The following is a 17,698-nucleotide window of genomic DNA, read 5'->3' as shown; positions in this document are numbered from 1 at the left end:
ATGGGCACGCCGTTTTTCTCCAGGTCCAGCGCCAGCTTCAAAGGCGTCTGGCCGCCGTACTGGACAATCACGCCCAGCGGCTTTTCCTTGTCCACAATTTCCAGCACGTCTTCCAGCGTCAGTGGCTCAAAATACAGGCGGTCGCTGGTGTCGTAATCGGTGGACACGGTCTCGGGGTTGCAGTTGACCATGATGGTCTCGTAGCCGTCTTCGCGCATGGCAAGTGCGGCATGGACGCAGCAGTAATCAAACTCGATGCCCTGGCCGATGCGGTTGGGCCCGCCGCCGAGCACCATGATCTTTTTGTTGTCAGTTGGCTCGGCTTCGCACTCGCTGCCCTCACCCTCGTAGGTCGAATACATGTAGGCGGTGTTGGTCGCAAACTCTGCGGCGCAGGTGTCCACCCGTTTGTAGACCGGGCGCACGCCGAGTTGCAGTCGTTTCTCGCGGATGGCAGTGTCCGTGGTCTTGAGTTGTTTGGCCAGGCGCCGGTCAGAGAAGCCCTTTTGCTTGAGGGCGCGCAGTGTCGGTTCGTCAATCTTGTCCAGGGTGGTGGTTTCCAGCTCCAGCTCGATCTTGACGATCTGTTCGATCTGTACCAGAAACCACGGGTCGATCTTGGTCAGGGCAAACACTTCATCGACACTCATGCCCATGGCAAACGCGTCGCCCACGTACCAGATGCGGTCGGGACCAGGCGCGCCAAGTTCTTTCTCCAGCACCTCGCGGTCCTGCGTCTTTTCGTTCATGCCGTCCACGCCGACTTCCAGGCCACGCAAGGCTTTCTGGAAGGATTCCTGGAAGGTGCGGCCCATGGCCATGACTTCACCGACCGACTTCATCTGGGTGGTCAGGCGGCTGTCAGCAGTCGGGAATTTTTCAAACGCAAAACGCGGGATCTTGGTCACCACGTAGTCGATGCTCGGCTCAAAACTCGCGGGCGTGGCGCCGCCCGTGATTTCGTTGCGCAGCTCGTCCAGCGTGTAACCGATGGCCAGCTTGGCAGCCACCTTGGCGATGGGGAAACCGGTGGCCTTCGACGCGAGCGCCGAGGAGCGCGAGACACGCGGATTCATCTCGATCACCACCATGCGGCCATCGACCGGGTTGATCGAAAACTGTACGTTGGAGCCGCCGGTATCGACGCCGATCTCGCGCAGCACCGCCAGACTGGCATTGCGCAGGATCTGGTATTCCTTGTCGGTCAGGGTCTGGGCCGGTGCCACGGTGATCGAGTCGCCGGTATGCACACCCATGGGGTCCAGGTTTTCAATCGAGCAGACGATGATGCAGTTGTCGGCCTTGTCGCGCACCACTTCCATCTCGTACTCTTTCCAGCCGAGCAGCGACTCTTCGATCAGCAGCTCGTTGGTCGGCGAGGCTTCCAGGCCGCGCTTGCAGATGGCCTCGAACTCTTCCGAGTTGTAGGCAATGCCGCCGCCAGTGCCGCCCAGCGTGAAGCTGGGCCGAATCACGGTCGGGAACCCCAGGGTCTTCTGCACGGTCCAGGCTTCTTCCATGCTGTGAGCAATGCCCGAGCGCGCCGAGCCCAGGCCGATCTTGGTCATCGCGTCCTTGAACTTCAGCCGGTCTTCGGCTTTGTCAATCGCTTCGGGCGTAGCGCCAATCAGTTCAACCTTGTACTTGTCGAGCACGCCGTTGTGCCAGAGGTCCAGCGCGCAATTGAGCGCGGTCTGGCCGCCCATGGTCGGCAGGATCGCATCCGGGCGCTCTTTGGCGATGATTTTCTCGACCGTCTGCCAGGTGATGGGCTCGATGTAGGTGACGTCGGCCGTGGCCGGGTCGGTCATGATCGTCGCCGGGTTGCTGTTGATCAGGATGACCTTGTAGCCCTCTTCACGCAAGGCTTTGCAGGCTTGCACGCCGGAGTAGTCAAACTCGCAGGCCTGACCGATGATGATGGGGCCGGCCCCGATGATGAGGACGCTTTTGATGTCTGTACGTTTTGGCATTATTTATTCCCTCCATGCTGTTCCATGAGGGCGGTGAAACGGTCAAACAAATACGAAATATCGTGCGGTCCCGGCGAGGCTTCCGGGTGGCCCTGGAAGCAGAAGGCCGGCTGGTCGGTGCGGGCCAGGCCCTGCAGCGTGCCATCAAACAGGCTGATGTGTGTGGGACGCAGATTCGCCGGCAGCGTTTTCTCATCCACTGCAAAACCATGGTTCTGGCTGGTGATGCTGACGCGGCCGTTGTCGAGGTCCTTCACCGGGTGGTTGGCGCCGTGGTGGCCGAACTTCATCTTGAAGGTTTTTGCGCCGCTGGCCAGCGCCATGATCTGGTGGCCCAGGCAGATGCCGAAGGTCGGGATACCGGTTTCGATCAACTCGCGTACCGCCGCAATCGCGTAGTCGCAGGGCTCCGGATCGCCAGGTCCGTTGGCCAGAAAGATGCCATTTGGTTGGAGCTTGAGCACGTCGGTGGCGGACGTCTGCGCCGGCACCACGGTGATGCGCGCGCCGCGTTCGGCCATCATGCGCAGGATGTTCTTTTTCACGCCAAAGTCAAAAGCCACCACATGGAATTTTGGCGTGATCTGTACGCCATAACCCGAGCCCAGCTTCCACTCGGTCTGGCTCCATTCGTAGGATTGCTTGACCGACACCACTTTGGCCAGATCGAGGCCGGCCATGCTGGGCGCGCTGCGCGCTGCCGCTACCGCCTTCTCGATAGCGTCTGGTGAAACCGCCTCACCCGCCGCCAGCGCCAGAATGCAGCCGTTCTGCGCACCCCGGGTGCGCAACATGCGCGTCAACTGGCGTGTGTCTATGTTGGCAATAGCCACAGTCTTTTCCCGGACCAGGTACTCCGACAAGGTCATGGTGCTGCGGAAGTTTGAAGCCACCAGCGGCAAGTCCTTGATGATCAGGCCGGCAGCATGGATTTTTTCTGCCTCCACGTCTTCGGCGTTGACGCCATAGTTGCCGATGTGCGGGTACGTGAGGGTGACGATCTGTTGGCAGTAGCTGGGATCGGTCAGGATTTCCTGGTAGCCGGTCATGGCGGTGTTGAACACCACCTCACCGACGGTGGAACCTGCGGCGCCTATGGAATTGCCGACAAAAACTGTGCCGTCTGCTAGCGCCAGGATGGCGTGAGGGCTTTGCCCTGATATTCCCTGTAGAGACAAAAGCACTGGGTTCTCCGGATTGGTTACGGTTCGCCCAAGCGTGCACAAGAAACGTCTCGGTCAGACTCTTGCGGGTTGCTTTTGTGAGGGGGTTGGCTTTGTATGCGCTCGGGCGAAGCTGTGTTTTGAAAAGCCCTTGATTATAGCTTGAGGAGGAGATCACCCTATGCGGGAAACGCATGCGATGCTGCGGGGGCGATGAACGCGACTGCCTTGGCCCCAGGGGCTCTCACCGGCTCAGTCTGCGCGCAACGCCAGCGAACTGGCATACAGGCAAATCGCTGCTGCGGCGGCCACATTGAGCGACTCTTCCCCGCCTGGCTGTTCTATGCGCACCGTCAGGCTGGCGCGCGCCATCAACTCATCGCTGACGCCCTGCCCCTCGTGCCCCATGGCCCATGCGCAGGGCATGGGGATGGGCTGCTGGTGCAAAAAACTGCCTTGGTGCGAGCTGGTGACGATGACCGGCACCTGCAAAACGTCCAGTGCCGCCGGCGCAATGCCTTCGAGCAGGCGCAGGCCAAAATGCGCGCCCATGCCCGCGCGCAGAACCTTGGGCGACCAAAGCGCAGCCGTGCCTTTGAGCGCAATGACCTGGCCAAAACCGAAAGCGGCCGCGCTGCGCAAAATGGAGCCGACATTGCCCGCATCCTGAACGCGGTCCAGAATGATGCAAGCCCGATCGGGAAGCAGCTCTGCCTGCGCAGGCAAATCAAGCACAAAACCCATCTGCGCGGGTGACTCCAGGGCACTGATGTCCGGCAGCAAGGCATCGGCAATCACTATGTTTTTGATAGCTGCTTGCGTCCATTCAGAGGGGGCTTGAGGCCAAAAAGACTCTGAAAATACGGCCAGGACGGGCTTCAGGCCGCGGGCCAGCGCAGCGCGGCACAGGTGGTCACCCTCCAGCCAGAGCCGTCCCTGCTTGCGGTAGGCGGTGCTGTCCTGGGACAGCCTGCGCAAATCCTTGAGCAGGGGGTTGTCGCGTGAGCTGACAAAAACCGGCGCAGCGGGCAAGGCAGCGCTCACCGCAGCACCTCGGCCACCGGGCTGAACGAGCGGCGGTGCTGCGGACAGGCGCCGTGCTCACGCAACGCCGCCAAATGCTCTGCCGTGCCGTAACCCTTGTGGCCAGCAAAACCGTATTGCGGGTATTCCAGATGGAACTGCTCGCACCAGCGGTCGCGGTGCACCTTGGCAAGAATGGACGCCGCAGAAATCGACGGCACCAGCGCATCGCCCTTGACGATGGCTTCGGCCAGCATGCTGAGCACCGGCAGGCGGTTGCCGTCGACCAACACCTTCACCGGCTTCAGGCGCAAGCCCTCAACGGCGCGCTGCATCGCCAGCATGGTGGCCTGCAGGATGTTGAGTCTGTCGATTTCTTCCACGCTGGCCTGGGCAATCGAGCAGCACAGGGCTTTGGCCAGGATTTCGTCGTAAAGCCTGGCGCGACGTAGCGCCGTCAGCACCTTGGAGTCGGCCAAGCCCTTGATCGGCTGCAGGTCGTCCAGAATGACGGCCGCGGCCACCACCGGCCCGGCCAGCGGCCCCCGCCCTGCCTCGTCCACACCGGCCCACAGGCCGGGTGTGTCCCAGGACAGGGTGACTTGTTCAGCCTTCAAGAATTTTCTGGATCGCATCGGTGGCCAATTGGGCGGTATCGCGCTGCAATTCGTGATGCAGCCGGGTAAATCGTTGTTCAAGCGCGGTGATTTTTTCCGGTGCAGTGATTTTCGCATCGATCCACTGCAACACAGCCGCAGCCAGTGCCCGCGGTGTGGCAGCTTCCTGCAGCAGCTCGGGCACCACAAAATCACTGCACAGGATATTGGGCAGGCCGACCCAGGGCTGCAGCTTTTTGCGCTGCATGATCTGCCATGACAACCAGTTCATGTTGTAGGCAATCACCATCGGCCGTTTGAACAGCGCCGCTTCCAGCGTCGCGGTGCCGCTGGCAATCAGGGTCAAATCGCAGGCGGCCAGCACCGTGTGGGACTGGCCCTCGACGATCTGCGCATCAGTTGGCAGGCCAGCAGAGGCAGCAGCCTCAACAATTTGCTGGCGCAGTGCGGGCACTGCGGGAACTATGATTTTGATAGCTGGTTGCGCAAGCCGCACAAGGGCTGCAGCCCGAAACAGCCGGTCAGCGAGGTAAACCACTTCAGAACGCCGGCTGCCCGGCAATACCGCCAGCACGAGGTCGTCAGGCTGCAAGCCCAACTTCTGGCGCGCAGCTGCCCTGTCCGCCTGCATCGGGATCATGCTCGCCAGCGGATGCCCCACATAGGTGGCGCGGATGCCATGTTGTGCCAGCAAGGCGGGTTCAAACGGGAAAATGCAGAGCACATGGTCCACACTGCGGCGGATTTTCTCGACCCGGTCAGCACGCCAGGCCCAAACTGCCGGACTGATGAAATGCACGGTGGGAATACCCGCGGACTTGAGGTCGGCCTCCAGATCAAGGTTGAAGTCGGGGGCGTCGACGCCGATAAAGACATCCGGGCGCTGTTGCAGAAGTTTGTCTTTGAGCTGCTTTCGGATGCCGACGATTTCGCGGTAGTGCCGCAACACCTCTACATAGCCGCGCACCGCCAGTTTCTCGCTGGGCCAGCAAGCCTCAAAACCGCGTCTGACCATTTGCGGGCCGCCGATGCCGCCTGATCGCAGACCGGGCCAACGGGCGCGAAAACCATCGAGCAGCAAACCGGCAAGAAGATCGCCCGAAGTTTCACCAGCGACCATCGCCAGCACAGGAAAGGCCGGATCTCCAGCGGCTTTCACTGAGGCGGCCCGCTAACGCACGATGCCACGCTGAGGCGAGGTATCGGCCAGAAAGGACAGCATCATCTGCACATCCGGCTGCGCCTCAGGATAGAGAGAAGTCAACTCCGTGATGCGCGCCGTGGCCTGCGCCAGCGTCAGGTCCTCGCGGTAAAGCGCCTTGTGCATGCCCTTGACAGCGGCAATACGTTCCGGTGAAAAACCACGCCTGCGCAGGCCTTCAAAATTCATGGACCGCGCCTCGGCAGGCTGCCCCTGGCACATCACAAACGGCGGCAAATCTGCGAATAGCAGCGCACACATGGCGGTCATGCTGTGTGCACCAAGCCGCACAAACTGGTGCACAACAGTGAAGCCGCCCAGGATCACCCAATCGCCCACATGTACATGGCCGGCCAGCTGCGTGTTGTTGGCAAAAATGGTGTGGCTGCCGACCTGGCAGTCGTGCGCCAGATGCACATAAGCCATGATCCAGTTGTCGTTTCCGACCCGCGTGACCCCGCTGTCACCGGGCGAACCGATGTTGAAGGTACAAAACTCGCGGATGGTGTTGCGGTCGCCGATGACCAGCTCGCAAGGCTCACCCGCATACTTTTTGTCCTGCGGAATTGCCCCCAGCGAGTTGAACTGGAAAATGCGGTTGTCCTGCCCGATGGTGGTGTGGCCTTCGATCACGCAATGCGCACCAATGCTGGTGCCGGCCCCGACCCTGACGTGGGGGCCGATGACGGTGTAGGGCCCGACACTGACGCTGCTGTCGAGCTGGGCCTGCGAGTCGACCAGCGCCGTGGAATGAATACCTGTCACGGAAAATCTTCTCCTGCGGGCTCAGGCGATGGTACGCATGGTGCACATCAACTCGGCCTCACACGCCAGGTTGGCCTCGACATGGACAGTGCCCTTGAACTTGAACACACCGGCTTTGAGCCGTAACAGGCTCACTTCCATGATCAGTTGATCGCCCGGTTCGACCGGCCGCTTGAAGCGCGCGCCGTCAATCCCTGCAAAGTAATACACGGTCTTGTCGTCCGGGCGAATGCCCTGCATGTCAAAAGCCAGCAGGGCCGCGGCCTGCGCCATGGCTTCGAGCATGAGTACGCCTGGCATGACAGGCCGGTGCGGAAAATGGCCGGTAAAAAAAGGTTCGTTGATCGTGACGTTTTTCAGCGCCTTGATGCGTTTTCCTTTTTCGAGTTCAAGCACCCGGTCCACCAGCAAAAAGGGGTAGCGGTGCGGAAGCTGGCTGAGAATTTGGTGAATGTCCATCATGATTTTTTGGGGCTTTTTGCTAAGGCTTGAGGACTTGTCTGCTCCAGCGCCTTCAGGCGTTCACGCAAAACATGAAGCTGCTTGAGCGTGGCGGCATTTTTTTCCCACCGCGCATTGTCGTCGATGGGAAAAAGCCCGGTGTAATGGCCCGGCAGATGAATGGACCGCGTGACCACAGACGCAGCAGAAATGTGCACATGGTCGGCCAGGTTCAAATGCCCGAGAACCACCGCACCGCCACCTACGGTGCAATGTGCCCCAATGACGGCGCTGCCGGCCACGCCGGCACAACCCGCCAGAGCACTGTGCTGCCCTATCCGCACGTTGTGGCCAATCTGCACCAGGTTGTCCAGCTTGACGCCGTCTTCAATCACAGTGTCCTGCAGCGCGCCCCTGTCGATACAGGTGTTGGCACCAATCTCCACATCGTCGCCTATGCGCACAATGCCGAGCTGCTCAATTTTCTCCCAGCGCCCGGCATGTGGTGCAAAGCCAAAGCCGTCAGCGCCTATCACGGCACCCGGATGAACCAGACAGCGCTGGCCCAGCACACACCCATCTGCCACGGTCACCCGGGCCTCCAGGCGTGTTTCAGCACCCAGGCGCACATCGTTTCCGATCACGCAGTGCGCGCCCACAGATACACCCTTGGCCAGCACCGCGCGCGCGCCTATGCTGGCAAAGGCGCCTACCATCACGTCTGCCTCAAGTTGAGCCAGCGGATCAATAAAAGCGCTGGGATGGCGAGAGGGGCCTTCGGACCCGACCGCTGATGGATGGCGCTGCTTCCAGAGCCGGGTCAGCCGCGCAAAATAGAAATAGGGATCGTCCACAATGATGCAGGTACCGCGCCGTCTGGCGGCTTCTTCAGCAGCCGGCGACACGACCACGCAAGCTGCAAGGCTGGTGGCGAGTTTTCCGAGGTATTTGGGATGGCTGAGAAAGCTCAGCTCACTACCAGTCGCCGACTCAAGAGGAGCCAGCCGCTCGATCAGCGTATCCGGGTCACCCACCAGGCGGGCATCAAATTCGCCAGCCAGGGAGAGCACAATGTCCGCGAGTCTGAGCGTCACAGTGCGCTCCTGCCTTCAATTCAGCGAGCCGCGTTCAGTGCCCGGATGACCTTGTCGGTGATGTCATGCTTGGGATTGGCGTACACCGCCTCCTGTAGCACGAGGTCGTACTTTTCCGCCTCAGCCACCGTCTTCACCACCCGGTTTGCACGCTCTATGACCTGCTGTAATTCTTCGTTCTTGCGCGCGTTGAGGTCTTCCTGGAATTCACGGCGTTTGCGCTGAAAATCCCTATCCTGCTCTACCAGTTGCTTTTGCCGCGCTGTACGCTGACTTTCGGCCAGCGTAGGCGCCTCACGGTCAAACTTGTCGGCCAATGTCTTCAGCTGCGCGCCAAGGTCGGTGATCTCCTTTTCGCGCTTGCCAAACTCAGCCTCAAGCTTGGCCTGGGCCGCCTTCGCACTGTTGGCCTCGCGGAAGATACGGTCGATGTTGACGATGCCGATCTTGAACTCCTGCGCGCCCACCGCGCAGGCCGCCAGTGTCATCACCGCAGCCAGAAAGAACCTGTATGAAAAATACTTCATTAGAAGGATGTACCAATTTGGAATTGCAATCTCTGGATTCTATCTGTTGGCTTCTTGTTCATCGGATTGGCGAATGCCAGGCGCAGAGGGCCGAGCGGCGATATCCAGCTGACCCCGAAACCTATGGAACTGCGCATTTCACCCAGGTCGTACTTCTCTTTTTCGCCGTAGACGTTGCCGACGTCCACAAAACCGAACAGCCGCAGGGTACGGTCGTTGCCGGCTCCCGGGAAAGGGGTGATGACCTCGGCGTTGAGCGTGATTTTTTTCGGGCCGCCAATCGCGTTGCCCTGAATGTCGCGTGGCCCCAGGGAGCCTGGTTCGAAGCCGCGCACCGAACCCAGGCCGCCTGAATAAAAGTTCTTGAAAACCGGAAACGGCTGGCCACTCAGTCCCTTGCCCCAGCCGAGCTCGGTATTCAGGGCAATGGTGTACTGCTTGCTCAGCGGAATGTACTGCTGGAACTGGTAGTTGCTGCGCAGGAACTTGGCGTCGCCGGCCACCCCCCAATCGCCATACAGACGCTGGAAGCGCCCTTTGGTGGGCACCAGCGCGCTGTCGCGGTCGTCACGCGACCAGCCAATGGTCAAGGGCACAGAATTACTCTTCGCGCCAAAGTCCCTGACATAGGTCTGGTACACCGGTGGCAGGTTGATGCCGGAAATATCAATCTGCTCCAGGCCACCGCCGAAATAGACAGTATCAACCTCGCTGAAAGGCACGCCGAAACGGATGCTGGCACCGGTGGTCTTGATGGCATAGTCGCCAATCACGCGACCGTTCACATTGCCAAGCTGGCTTTCATAGGGACGGGATGTACGCTGGTAAACGTCAATCGTGCGTGATATGCCGTCGGCCGTGAAATACGGATCCACCGTACTCAGCACCAGCTGGCGGTTGTATTTGCCCGTGTTGACCTCGAGGCCAAGGTAGTTGCCGGTGCCAAAGGCATTTTCCTGCTTGAAGCCGAATGAAAGGGACAACTTGTCAGCACTTGAAAAACCGGCGCCCAATTGCAGGTTGCCGGTCGGCTTCTCGACCACCGCCATGTTGAGGTCGACCTGGTCAGGGGTTCCAGGTACTTCCTGGGTGTCGATGTTGACCTCGGTAAAGTAACCCAGTCGGTCCACCCGGTCCCGCGACAGCCGGATCTTGTCGCCGTCGTACCAGGACGCTTCAAACTGCCGGAACTCGCGCCGCACGACTTCGTCGCGGGTCCGGTTGTTGCCGCTGAGGTTGATGCGCCGCACATAGGCGCGACGGGAAGGTTCGCCCTGCAGTACAAAGGCCACACGGTTGTTTGCGCGGTCGATTTCCGGTTGGGCTTCCACCTTGGCAAAGGCGAACCCGAAACTGCCGTAATAGTCGGTGAACGCCTTGACGGTCTGTGCGACCTGGTCAGCGTTGTAGGCTTCGCCGGGCTTGATGGCCACCAGCGACTTGAACTCTTCCTCCCGCTGCAGAAAATTGCCCTCCAGCTTGACGCCCGATACGGTGAAGCGCTCACCTTCGGTGACATTGATGGTCACTGAAATGTCCTGCTTGTTGGGCGAGATCGCCACCTGGGTGGAGTCCACCTTGAACTCGAGATAGCCACGCGTGAGGTAGTAGGAACGCAGGGTCTCGATATCGGCGTTGAGCTTGTTGCGCGAATACCGGTCCGACTTGGTGTACCAGCTAAGCCAGCCCCCGGTATCCAGGTCAAACAAGCCACGCAAGGTGGATTCACTGAACACCTTGTTGCCAACAATCCGGATTTCCTTGATTTTGGCAACATCACCTTCGGTCACGCTGAAAGTCACGTTGACCCGGTTTCGCTCGATCGGTGTCACGGTGGTCAAAACTTCAGCGCCGTAAAGGCTGCGATTGACGTACTGCCGCTTGAGCTCCTGCTCTGCCCGGTCAGCCAGTGCCTTGTCGAAAGGGCGGCCGTCCGCAAGACCGATCTCACGCAGGGCCTTCTTGAGCACGTCTTTTTCGAACTCCTTGGCACCTACAAAATCAACGTCAGCCACTGTCGGACGTTCTTCAACAATGACCACCAGCACATTTCCGCTGACTTCCAGCCGCACATCCTTGAACAGCCCCAGGCCAAACAGGGCCCGGATCGCGCCAGCGCCCTTGTCGTCGGTATAGGTTTCGCCAACACGAAAAGGCAGGGACGCAAAAATCGTACCGGGCTCCACCCGCTGCAAACCCTCCACCCGGATATCGCGCACGGTGAAGGGATCCACGGCCCATGCCGCATGCGCGACCAGAAAACTTGCGACCATCGCGGACACGCTGCGGACTTTGAATCGTTTGATTTGTTTTTGCATGAAAAAAATGGTGTTATCCCAAAAGCCGGGAGACATCGTTAAACAGGGCAACAGACATCATGCCCAGCAGGATAGCAACGCCCCCGCGCTGCAACCGGTCCATCCACGCGTCCGACACGCTTTTGCCGGTTATCGCCTCCCAAAGATAATACATCAGGTGCCCACCATCCAAAACCGGCAAAGGCAGTAAATTCAGCACCCCCAGACTGACGCTGATCAGGGCCAGAAACAGCAGGTACGCGGTCCAGCCCAGGCTGGCTGACTTGCCGGCGTAGTCGGCAATCGTCAGAGGGCCACTGAGGTTTTTAAGTGACGCCTCACCGATCACCATCTTGCCCATCATTTTCAGGGTAAGCACCGAGACCTGCCAGGTCCGCAGCGCGCCATTCCACAAGCCGTCCAGCGGCCCGTAGCGCACCGTGACCATGGCAGGCGGCGCGCCCACATAAGCGCCGATGCGCCCAACAGCCTGCCCGCCTTCCTGTTTGACGTCCGGCGTCACCGCAAGCGACAGGGCCTGTCCGGCGCGCAACAGCTGCCAGGTCTGTGTCCGGCCACCCGCCGCCCGGATGGTTTCGCGCAGCTGCTGGCCATCGACGACGGTTCGTTCACCGACACGCAAGACTACATCCGCGCTTTGCATGCCGGACTTTTCGGCCGCGCTCCCCGGCATGATGTCGCCAATCACCGGCTGGGTCAGCGGTCCGACAATACCAATCTTGCGAAACAGCTGGGCATCGGCGTCAGCGGCGTTGAGCTCGCTCAGTTTCAATAACACGCTGCGGCCAGAGGTTGGCGCGCCGTCCCGTGCGGAAGCCGCCGGCGCCAGGTCGCTACTGACCAGCAGCCGCACATCGCGGCCACTGAGTGCGCCCTGGGTCAGGCGCCAGCGCAGGTCCTCAAAAGATCGCACCTCCTGCAAGGACTCGTCGTCAAACCCCGCCTGAAGCACCTGCTCGCCGCCGCGCAAGCCTGCACGCTCGGCGATGGAGCCGGCCACCGGACTGGCGAGCAATGCCTGGGGCTCCTGCAGACCGCTCCAGTTAACGATGGCGTACAAAAGGATGGCCAACAGCAAATTGGCCGCAGGCCCGGCAGCAACCACCGCGGTACGCGAGCGCAGAGGCTGGTTGTTGAAGGCCAGGTGACGCTCGGACGGGTCCACCGGCGCTTCACGCTCATCGAGCATCTTGACGTAGCCGCCCAGCGGCAACATGCCGATGGAAAATTCAGTCGGACTGTTTTTCAGCTTCCAGGTGTAAATCGGCTTGCCAAAACCGACAGAAAACTTCAGCACCTTCACACCACAGGCCACGGCAACCCGGTAGTGGCCGTATTCATGCACGGCAATCAGCAAGCCGAGGGCAACCACAAAGGCGACCAAGGTCAACATGGCAAAACTCCTGTCAATTCGTCATCTTTCCTGCAATCGCCACGGCCGCAACACGCGCTTGCGCGTCCAGCGACAGCAAATCCTCGATTCCATGAACTTGAGAAGCGTGTACAGCATCCAGAGTTCCGCGATTTACAAGGTGAATCTGGTCAAACCGTATGCGCCTGTCGAGAAAAGCTGCCACCGCAACCTCATTGGCTGCGTTGAGTATCGCGGGCGTCCCGGTCGGCGCGTCAAGCACCTCCCAGGCCAGCGGCAGACCGGGGAAATGCTGGTTATCGGGTGCGGCGAAGGTCATGGTGGACAGCGCACGAAAATCGAGCGCCTGTGCGCCCGACGTGATCCGTCCAGGCCATGCCAGGCCGTAGGCAATGGGCACCCGCATGTCGGGCGTACCGAGCTGCGCCACGACCGAGGTGTCGCGGTACTGCACCATCGAGTGGATGATGCTCTGCGGATGAATGACCACCTCAATCTGCGCGGACTTCAGGCCAAAAAGATAACGCGCTTCGATCACCTCCAGCGCCTTGTTCATCATGGTCGCGGAATCCACTGAAATCTTGCGGCCCATGACCCAATTAGGGTGGGCGCAGGCCTCATCGGGCGTGACATCGCGCAAAGTGGCCGGCGCGCGGGTGCGAAACGGGCCACCCGATGCGGTCAGGATGATTTTGTCAATGCGTTCGGCCCAGACCGCCGGGTCTTCCGGCAGGGACTGGAAAATGGCGGAATGCTCGCTGTCAATCGGCAACAACTGGGCACCGCCCTCACGCACAGCCTGCATGAAGACTTCACCGCCGACCACCAGCGCTTCCTTGTTGGCCAGCAGCAGCCGCTTGCCGGCCCGCGCTGCGGCCATGCAGGGCGCCAGGCCCGCCGCACCGACAATCGCCGCCATCACGATGTCCACACGCTCGTCGGACGCTATGAATTCGAGAGCATCCGGAGCTGAAAGAACATGGGTTTCAAGCCCATTTGACTTCAATTTTTGCGCCAGATCGCGAGCGTGTGGCCCACTGACCATGACGGCGTAGTGCGGCTTGAAACGCATGCATTGCGCCAACATCAACTCGGTCTGGGTGGAAGCGCTGAGCGCAAAAATCTCGAAATGATCAGGGTGGCCGGCGATCACGTCCAGCGTGTTGACACCGACCGAGCCGGTCGACCCCAGCACCGTGACGCTTTGTCTTTTCATACGGTCCTGTCAGACGCTTATCAGCATCATGCTGAGCGGCAGCACCGGCAACAGCGCATCGACCCGGTCCAGCACGCCGCCGTGGCCAGGCAGCAAACCGCTGGAGTCCTTGACACCCGCACTGCGTTTGATCAGCGATTCCACCAGATCGCCTACCACGCTGAGTGCTGCCAGAAAAATCATGGCCAGCAAGGTAAACGCCAGACCGTGCTGTGCGGCCAGCCGCGCGTACAGGCTCTGCCCGGTCGTATCCAGGGCCAGCCAGACACCACACAGCAACAGTACACCGACCATGCCGCCCCAGACGCCCTCCCAGCTTTTACCAGGGCTGATGGCTGGCGCCAGCTTGCCTTTGCTGAAACGCCCGCCAAACCCTTTGCCGGCGAAGTAGGCACCAATGTCCGCCACCCACACCAGCAACAATACCGAGAGCAAAAACTCAATGCCGATGAAGCGCGCCTGCGCCACCGCCAGCCAGGCCAGCCAGAGGGCCAACACGCCCACGCTCAGGCGAACTAACTGGGGTATACGCGGCCAGCCGGCTACACCGCCGCGCAGCAGCCATGCCCCCACCAGCACCCAGGCCGCGCCGGCCAGGCGCCACGGCAAAGGCAAAGGCCTGTCCAGCAACCCCAAGTCCCAGGACATGCCGCACAGCAGAACGCAGGCAAACCCGGCCCCCAGGGCACTCAGGGGGCCGTAAGCATTCAAACGTGCCCACTCCCAGCCGCCCGCCGCTATCAACAGCAGCGCGACGAGTGCAAAAGGCACGGGGCTTGGATAAAACAGGGCCGGCAGCAGGATGGCCAATAGCACCAGGGCGGTGATCACGCGTTGCTTGAGCATCAGGCGGCTTTCGTGGTGAGGGACTTGCCGCCGCCAATCTGGTCGGAGGTCTGGCCAAAACGCCGCTCGCGGCTGCGGTACACCGCAATCGCTTCGTCCAGTGCAGCGTCATCAAAGTCAGGCCAGAGCTTGTCGGAAAAATGCAGTTCGGAATACGCCGCCTGCCACAGCAGAAAGTTGCTGATGCGCATTTCGCCGCCGGTACGGATCAAGAGGTCCGGATCCGGCACATGCGCCAGTGCCAGGGCACGGTCCAGGGCCAGTTCGGTGATCTCCTGCCCTTCAGCGGCAAGTTTGCGGGCCGCCTGCGCGATATCCCAGCGCCCACCATAGTTGAAACAGACGTTGAGGATCAAGCGCTGGTTGTCCGAGGTGGTCTGCTCCGCCTGTGTCAACCCGGCCTGGAATCTGTCGGACAGACGCTGACGGTCGCCGACAAAATGAAGCTGCACACCGTTGGCCTGGAGCGACGGCACTTCACGTGCCAGGGAAAGCGCCAGCAGTTCCATGAGGCCCGAGACTTCGTCGGCGGGACGGTTCCAGTTCTCGGATGAGAAGGCGAAAACGGTCAGCACACCGATACCGCGGGCCATACAGGCCTGCACGCAGCGGTTGAGTGCGTCCACGCCCTGCTTGTGGCCGGCAATACGCGGCAGGAAGCGCCTGGTTGCCCAGCGACCGTTGCCATCCATCACGACGGCAACATGGTGGGGAATGGCAGTGGAGTCTGTTTTGGCCATGTCGGCGATCAGGCCACGGCGGTCAGATCAGACCGCCATGATGTCTTGTTCCTTGCCCGCGACCAGCTTGTCGACTTCGGCAATGAAACGATCAGTGAACTTCTGGACCTCGTCGTGGGCACGGCGCTCGTCATCTTCCGAAGCCAGTTTTTCCTTGACCAGCTTTTTCACGCCGTCGTTGGCGTCCCGGCGCAAATTGCGGATGGCCACCTTGGCGTGTTCACCTTCCGATCGCACCACCTTGGTCAGCTCCTTGCGGCGCTCTTCGGTCATGGCTGGCATCGGAACGCGAATCAGGTCACCCTGCGAAGCCGGATTGAGGCCGAGGTCCGAGTCGCGAATTGCTTTCTCAATCTTGGCACCCATGCCTTTTTCCCAGGGAGCGACGCTGATGGTGCGTGCATCGAGCAGCGAGACGTTTGCCACCTGGCTGATCGGCACCATGGCGCCATAATAGTCGACCTGTACGGTGTCAAGCAGACCCGGATTGGCCCGACCAGTGCGAATTTTGGTCAGGGCGCTCTTGAAGGACTCCACCGATTGCTGCATTTTCTGCTCGGCGTTGTTTTTGAGATCGGGAATGCTCATGATGGTTATCTCCGGATGGATCCTTGTTTTGCAAACTTTGATTTGGATGGACTGGCCATCGATCCGCTTCAGACGTGGACCAGCGTTCCTTCGTCTTCGCCCTGCACCACACGCTTGAGCGCGCCGTGTTTGAAAATACTGAAAATCTTGATCGGCAGCTTCTGGTCACGGCACAGCGCAAACGCCGTCGCATCCATCACTTCCAGGTTCTTGCCGATGGCCTCGTCAAAGCTGATGTTGGTGTAACGCGTGGCGGTCGGGTCCTTCTTCGGGTCGGCGCTGTACACGCCATCGACCTTGGTGGCCTTGAGGACGATTTCGGCACCTATTTCGGCGCCGCGCAAGGCAGCAGCCGTGTCGGTGGTGAAGAAAGGATTACCGGTACCCGCCGCAAAGATGACGACCTTGCCTTCTTCCAGGTACTGAAGCGCCTTGGGCCGCACATACGGCTCCACCACCCGCTCGATCCCAATGGCAGACATCACCCGCGGCGTGAGACCGGCCTTGTCCATGGTGTCGCCCAGGGCCAGCGCATTCATCACTGTAGCCAGCATACCCATGTAATCGGCGGTCGCACGGTCCATGCCCACCGAACCGCCCGCCACACCGCGAAAAATATTGCCCCCACCGATGACCACAGCCACTTCAACGCCCATGCGCGTGACTTCGGCAATTTCCTCAACCATGCGCACAATCGTTGCGCGGTTGATACCGAAGGCATCGTCTCCCATCAAGGCTTCACCTGAAAGTTTCAACAAGATTCGCTTGTAGGCTGGCATGAGTGGGTTTCCTGTTTTTTTTATGGGCGTAAGTTTAGCGGCCTTTCGGGTCAGCAGGCGCAATCAGGCCGCTTTGGCAGCGGCCACCTGGGCGGCCACTTCAGCCGCAAAATCGTCTACTTTTTTCTCGATGCCTTCACCCACGACATAGAGCGTGAAAGACTTCACAACCGTGCCTTTTTCCTTGAGCATCTGCTCGACAGTCTGCTTGTCGTTTTTGACAAAAGACTGGTTATGCAGACTGACTTCCTTCAGGTATTTCTGAACACCGCCCTCGATACGCTTGGCAACAATTTCGGGCGACTGCACCGGTTTGCCGGCGGCGACAGCGACAGAAGCATCTTCAGCCGCTTTTGCCGCCGCAACCGAACGCTCGCGCGCGACGAGTTCTGCGGGCACCTGGTCGCTGGACAGGGAAACGGGCTTCATGGCCGCCACATGCATGGCCACGTCTTTGGCAGCCGTCTCGTCGCCGTCAAACTCCACCACCACGCCGATGCGCGTGCCGTGCAGATACGAGGCGAGCTTGCTGCTCTCAAAACGCTGAAAACGGCGCACGCTCATGTTCTCGCCGATCTTGCCGATCAGGCCCTTGCGCACATCTTCGACCGTCGGGCCAAAGCCGTCCAGGCTCAGCGGCATCGCGCCGATGGCGGCCACGTCAGCCGGATTGTTCTTGACGATGCCTTTGGCCACCGCGTCGGTGAAGGCCAGGAAGCTGTCGTTCTTGGTGACAAAATCGGTTTCGCAGTTGATCTCGACCAGCGCGCCTATGCCACCTTCGTTGTGGTACGCGATCACGCCTTCGGCCGTGATGCGGGACGCAGCCTTGCCAGCCTTGTTGCCCAGCTTGACGCGCAGTATTTCTTCGGCTTTTTCAAAGTTGCCTTCGGCTTCGGTCAGCGCTTTTTTGCACTCCATCATCGGGGCGTCGGTTTTTGCGCGCAACTCTGCGACCATGCTTGCTGTGATTGCCATCTTCAGTTCTCCGTGTGTCGTGTTGACTTCAAATAAATACGTGTGCCTTTTGACAAG

Annotated in this window: 17 protein-coding genes; all 17 read right to left on the bottom strand. The window is 60.3% G+C overall.

The window, feature by feature from the left end; all coding sequences use genetic code 11:
- Positions 1–1,973, bottom strand: a 1,973-nt coding sequence (gene carB, locus Q8L50_RS13410) for a carbamoyl-phosphate synthase large subunit (RefSeq protein ID WP_305349132.1), incomplete at its 3' end; no start/stop codon positions are given.
- Positions 1,973–3,157, bottom strand: coding sequence for a glutamine-hydrolyzing carbamoyl-phosphate synthase small subunit (gene carA / locus Q8L50_RS13405; RefSeq protein WP_305349131.1), 1,185 nt, complete (start codon positions 3,155–3,157; stop codon positions 1,973–1,975). The genes carA and carB, both read right to left, overlap by 1 nt.
- Positions 3,158–3,388: 231 nt before the next feature.
- Complete coding sequence (locus Q8L50_RS13400; protein WP_305349138.1) at positions 3,389–4,168, bottom strand: RNA methyltransferase; 780 nt, start codon at positions 4,166–4,168, stop codon at positions 3,389–3,391.
- Between the two features lie 8 nt (positions 4,169–4,176).
- Positions 4,177–4,794 (bottom strand): ribonuclease HII, encoded by a 618-nt coding sequence (gene rnhB / locus Q8L50_RS13395; protein ID WP_305349130.1) that lies wholly within the window; start codon positions 4,792–4,794, stop codon positions 4,177–4,179.
- Positions 4,766–5,896 (bottom strand): lipid-A-disaccharide synthase, encoded by a 1,131-nt coding sequence (lpxB, locus tag Q8L50_RS13390; protein WP_305349137.1) that lies wholly within the window; start codon positions 5,894–5,896, stop codon positions 4,766–4,768. The genes rnhB and lpxB overlap by 29 nt, the downstream gene beginning before the upstream one ends.
- A gap of 51 nt (positions 5,897–5,947) precedes the next feature.
- Positions 5,948–6,742 (bottom strand): acyl-ACP--UDP-N-acetylglucosamine O-acyltransferase, encoded by a 795-nt coding sequence (gene lpxA, locus Q8L50_RS13385; RefSeq protein WP_305349129.1) that lies wholly within the window; start codon positions 6,740–6,742, stop codon positions 5,948–5,950.
- A 21-nt stretch (positions 6,743–6,763) separates the two neighbouring features.
- A complete protein-coding gene (fabZ, locus tag Q8L50_RS13380) occupies positions 6,764–7,204 on the bottom strand; it encodes a 3-hydroxyacyl-ACP dehydratase FabZ (RefSeq protein WP_305349128.1) in 441 nt (146 codons plus the stop codon).
- Positions 7,201–8,277, bottom strand: coding sequence for a UDP-3-O-(3-hydroxymyristoyl)glucosamine N-acyltransferase (gene lpxD, locus Q8L50_RS13375; protein ID WP_305349127.1), 1,077 nt, complete (start codon positions 8,275–8,277; stop codon positions 7,201–7,203). The genes fabZ and lpxD overlap by 4 nt, the downstream gene beginning before the upstream one ends.
- Positions 8,278–8,297: 20 nt before the next feature.
- Entirely contained in the window at positions 8,298–8,804 is a 507-nt protein-coding gene (locus Q8L50_RS13370) for an OmpH family outer membrane protein (RefSeq protein WP_305349126.1), read from the bottom strand.
- Entirely contained in the window at positions 8,804–11,122 is a 2,319-nt protein-coding gene (gene bamA, locus Q8L50_RS13365; RefSeq protein ID WP_305349125.1) for an outer membrane protein assembly factor BamA, read from the bottom strand. The genes Q8L50_RS13370 and bamA overlap by 1 nt, the downstream gene beginning before the upstream one ends.
- A gap of 13 nt (positions 11,123–11,135) precedes the next feature.
- Positions 11,136–12,515, bottom strand: a complete 1,380-nt coding sequence (gene rseP / locus Q8L50_RS13360; protein WP_305349124.1) for an RIP metalloprotease RseP — start codon at positions 12,513–12,515, stop codon at positions 11,136–11,138.
- A 13-nt stretch (positions 12,516–12,528) separates the two neighbouring features.
- Positions 12,529–13,710, bottom strand: coding sequence for a 1-deoxy-D-xylulose-5-phosphate reductoisomerase (ispC, locus tag Q8L50_RS13355; protein WP_305349123.1), 1,182 nt, complete (start codon positions 13,708–13,710; stop codon positions 12,529–12,531).
- Between the two features lie 9 nt (positions 13,711–13,719).
- A complete protein-coding gene (locus Q8L50_RS13350) occupies positions 13,720–14,556 on the bottom strand; it encodes a phosphatidate cytidylyltransferase (protein WP_305349122.1) in 837 nt (278 codons plus the stop codon).
- A complete protein-coding gene (gene uppS, locus Q8L50_RS13345) occupies positions 14,556–15,296 on the bottom strand; it encodes a polyprenyl diphosphate synthase (protein WP_305349121.1) in 741 nt (246 codons plus the stop codon). Before uppS ends, Q8L50_RS13350 begins: the two co-directional genes overlap by 1 nt.
- Before the next feature lie 27 nt (positions 15,297–15,323).
- Positions 15,324–15,884 carry a ribosome recycling factor gene (gene frr / locus Q8L50_RS13340; RefSeq protein WP_305349120.1) on the bottom strand — a complete coding sequence of 187 codons (561 nt, stop codon included), beginning with the start codon at positions 15,882–15,884 and terminating at the stop codon, positions 15,324–15,326.
- Between the two features lie 68 nt (positions 15,885–15,952).
- Entirely contained in the window at positions 15,953–16,663 is a 711-nt protein-coding gene (gene pyrH, locus Q8L50_RS13335) for a UMP kinase (RefSeq protein WP_305349119.1), read from the bottom strand.
- A gap of 63 nt (positions 16,664–16,726) precedes the next feature.
- Positions 16,727–17,641: a translation elongation factor Ts gene (gene tsf, locus Q8L50_RS13330; RefSeq protein ID WP_305349118.1), complete on the bottom strand. Its 915-nt coding sequence runs from the start codon at positions 17,639–17,641 to the stop codon at positions 16,727–16,729.
- Between the last annotated feature and the right edge of the window lie 57 nt (positions 17,642–17,698).

The organism is Polaromonas sp., assembly GCF_030680935.1.
GTDB lineage: Bacteria > Pseudomonadota > Gammaproteobacteria > Burkholderiales > Burkholderiaceae_C > Polaromonas.
This window is presented reverse-complemented; position numbering and strand designations above follow the sequence as displayed.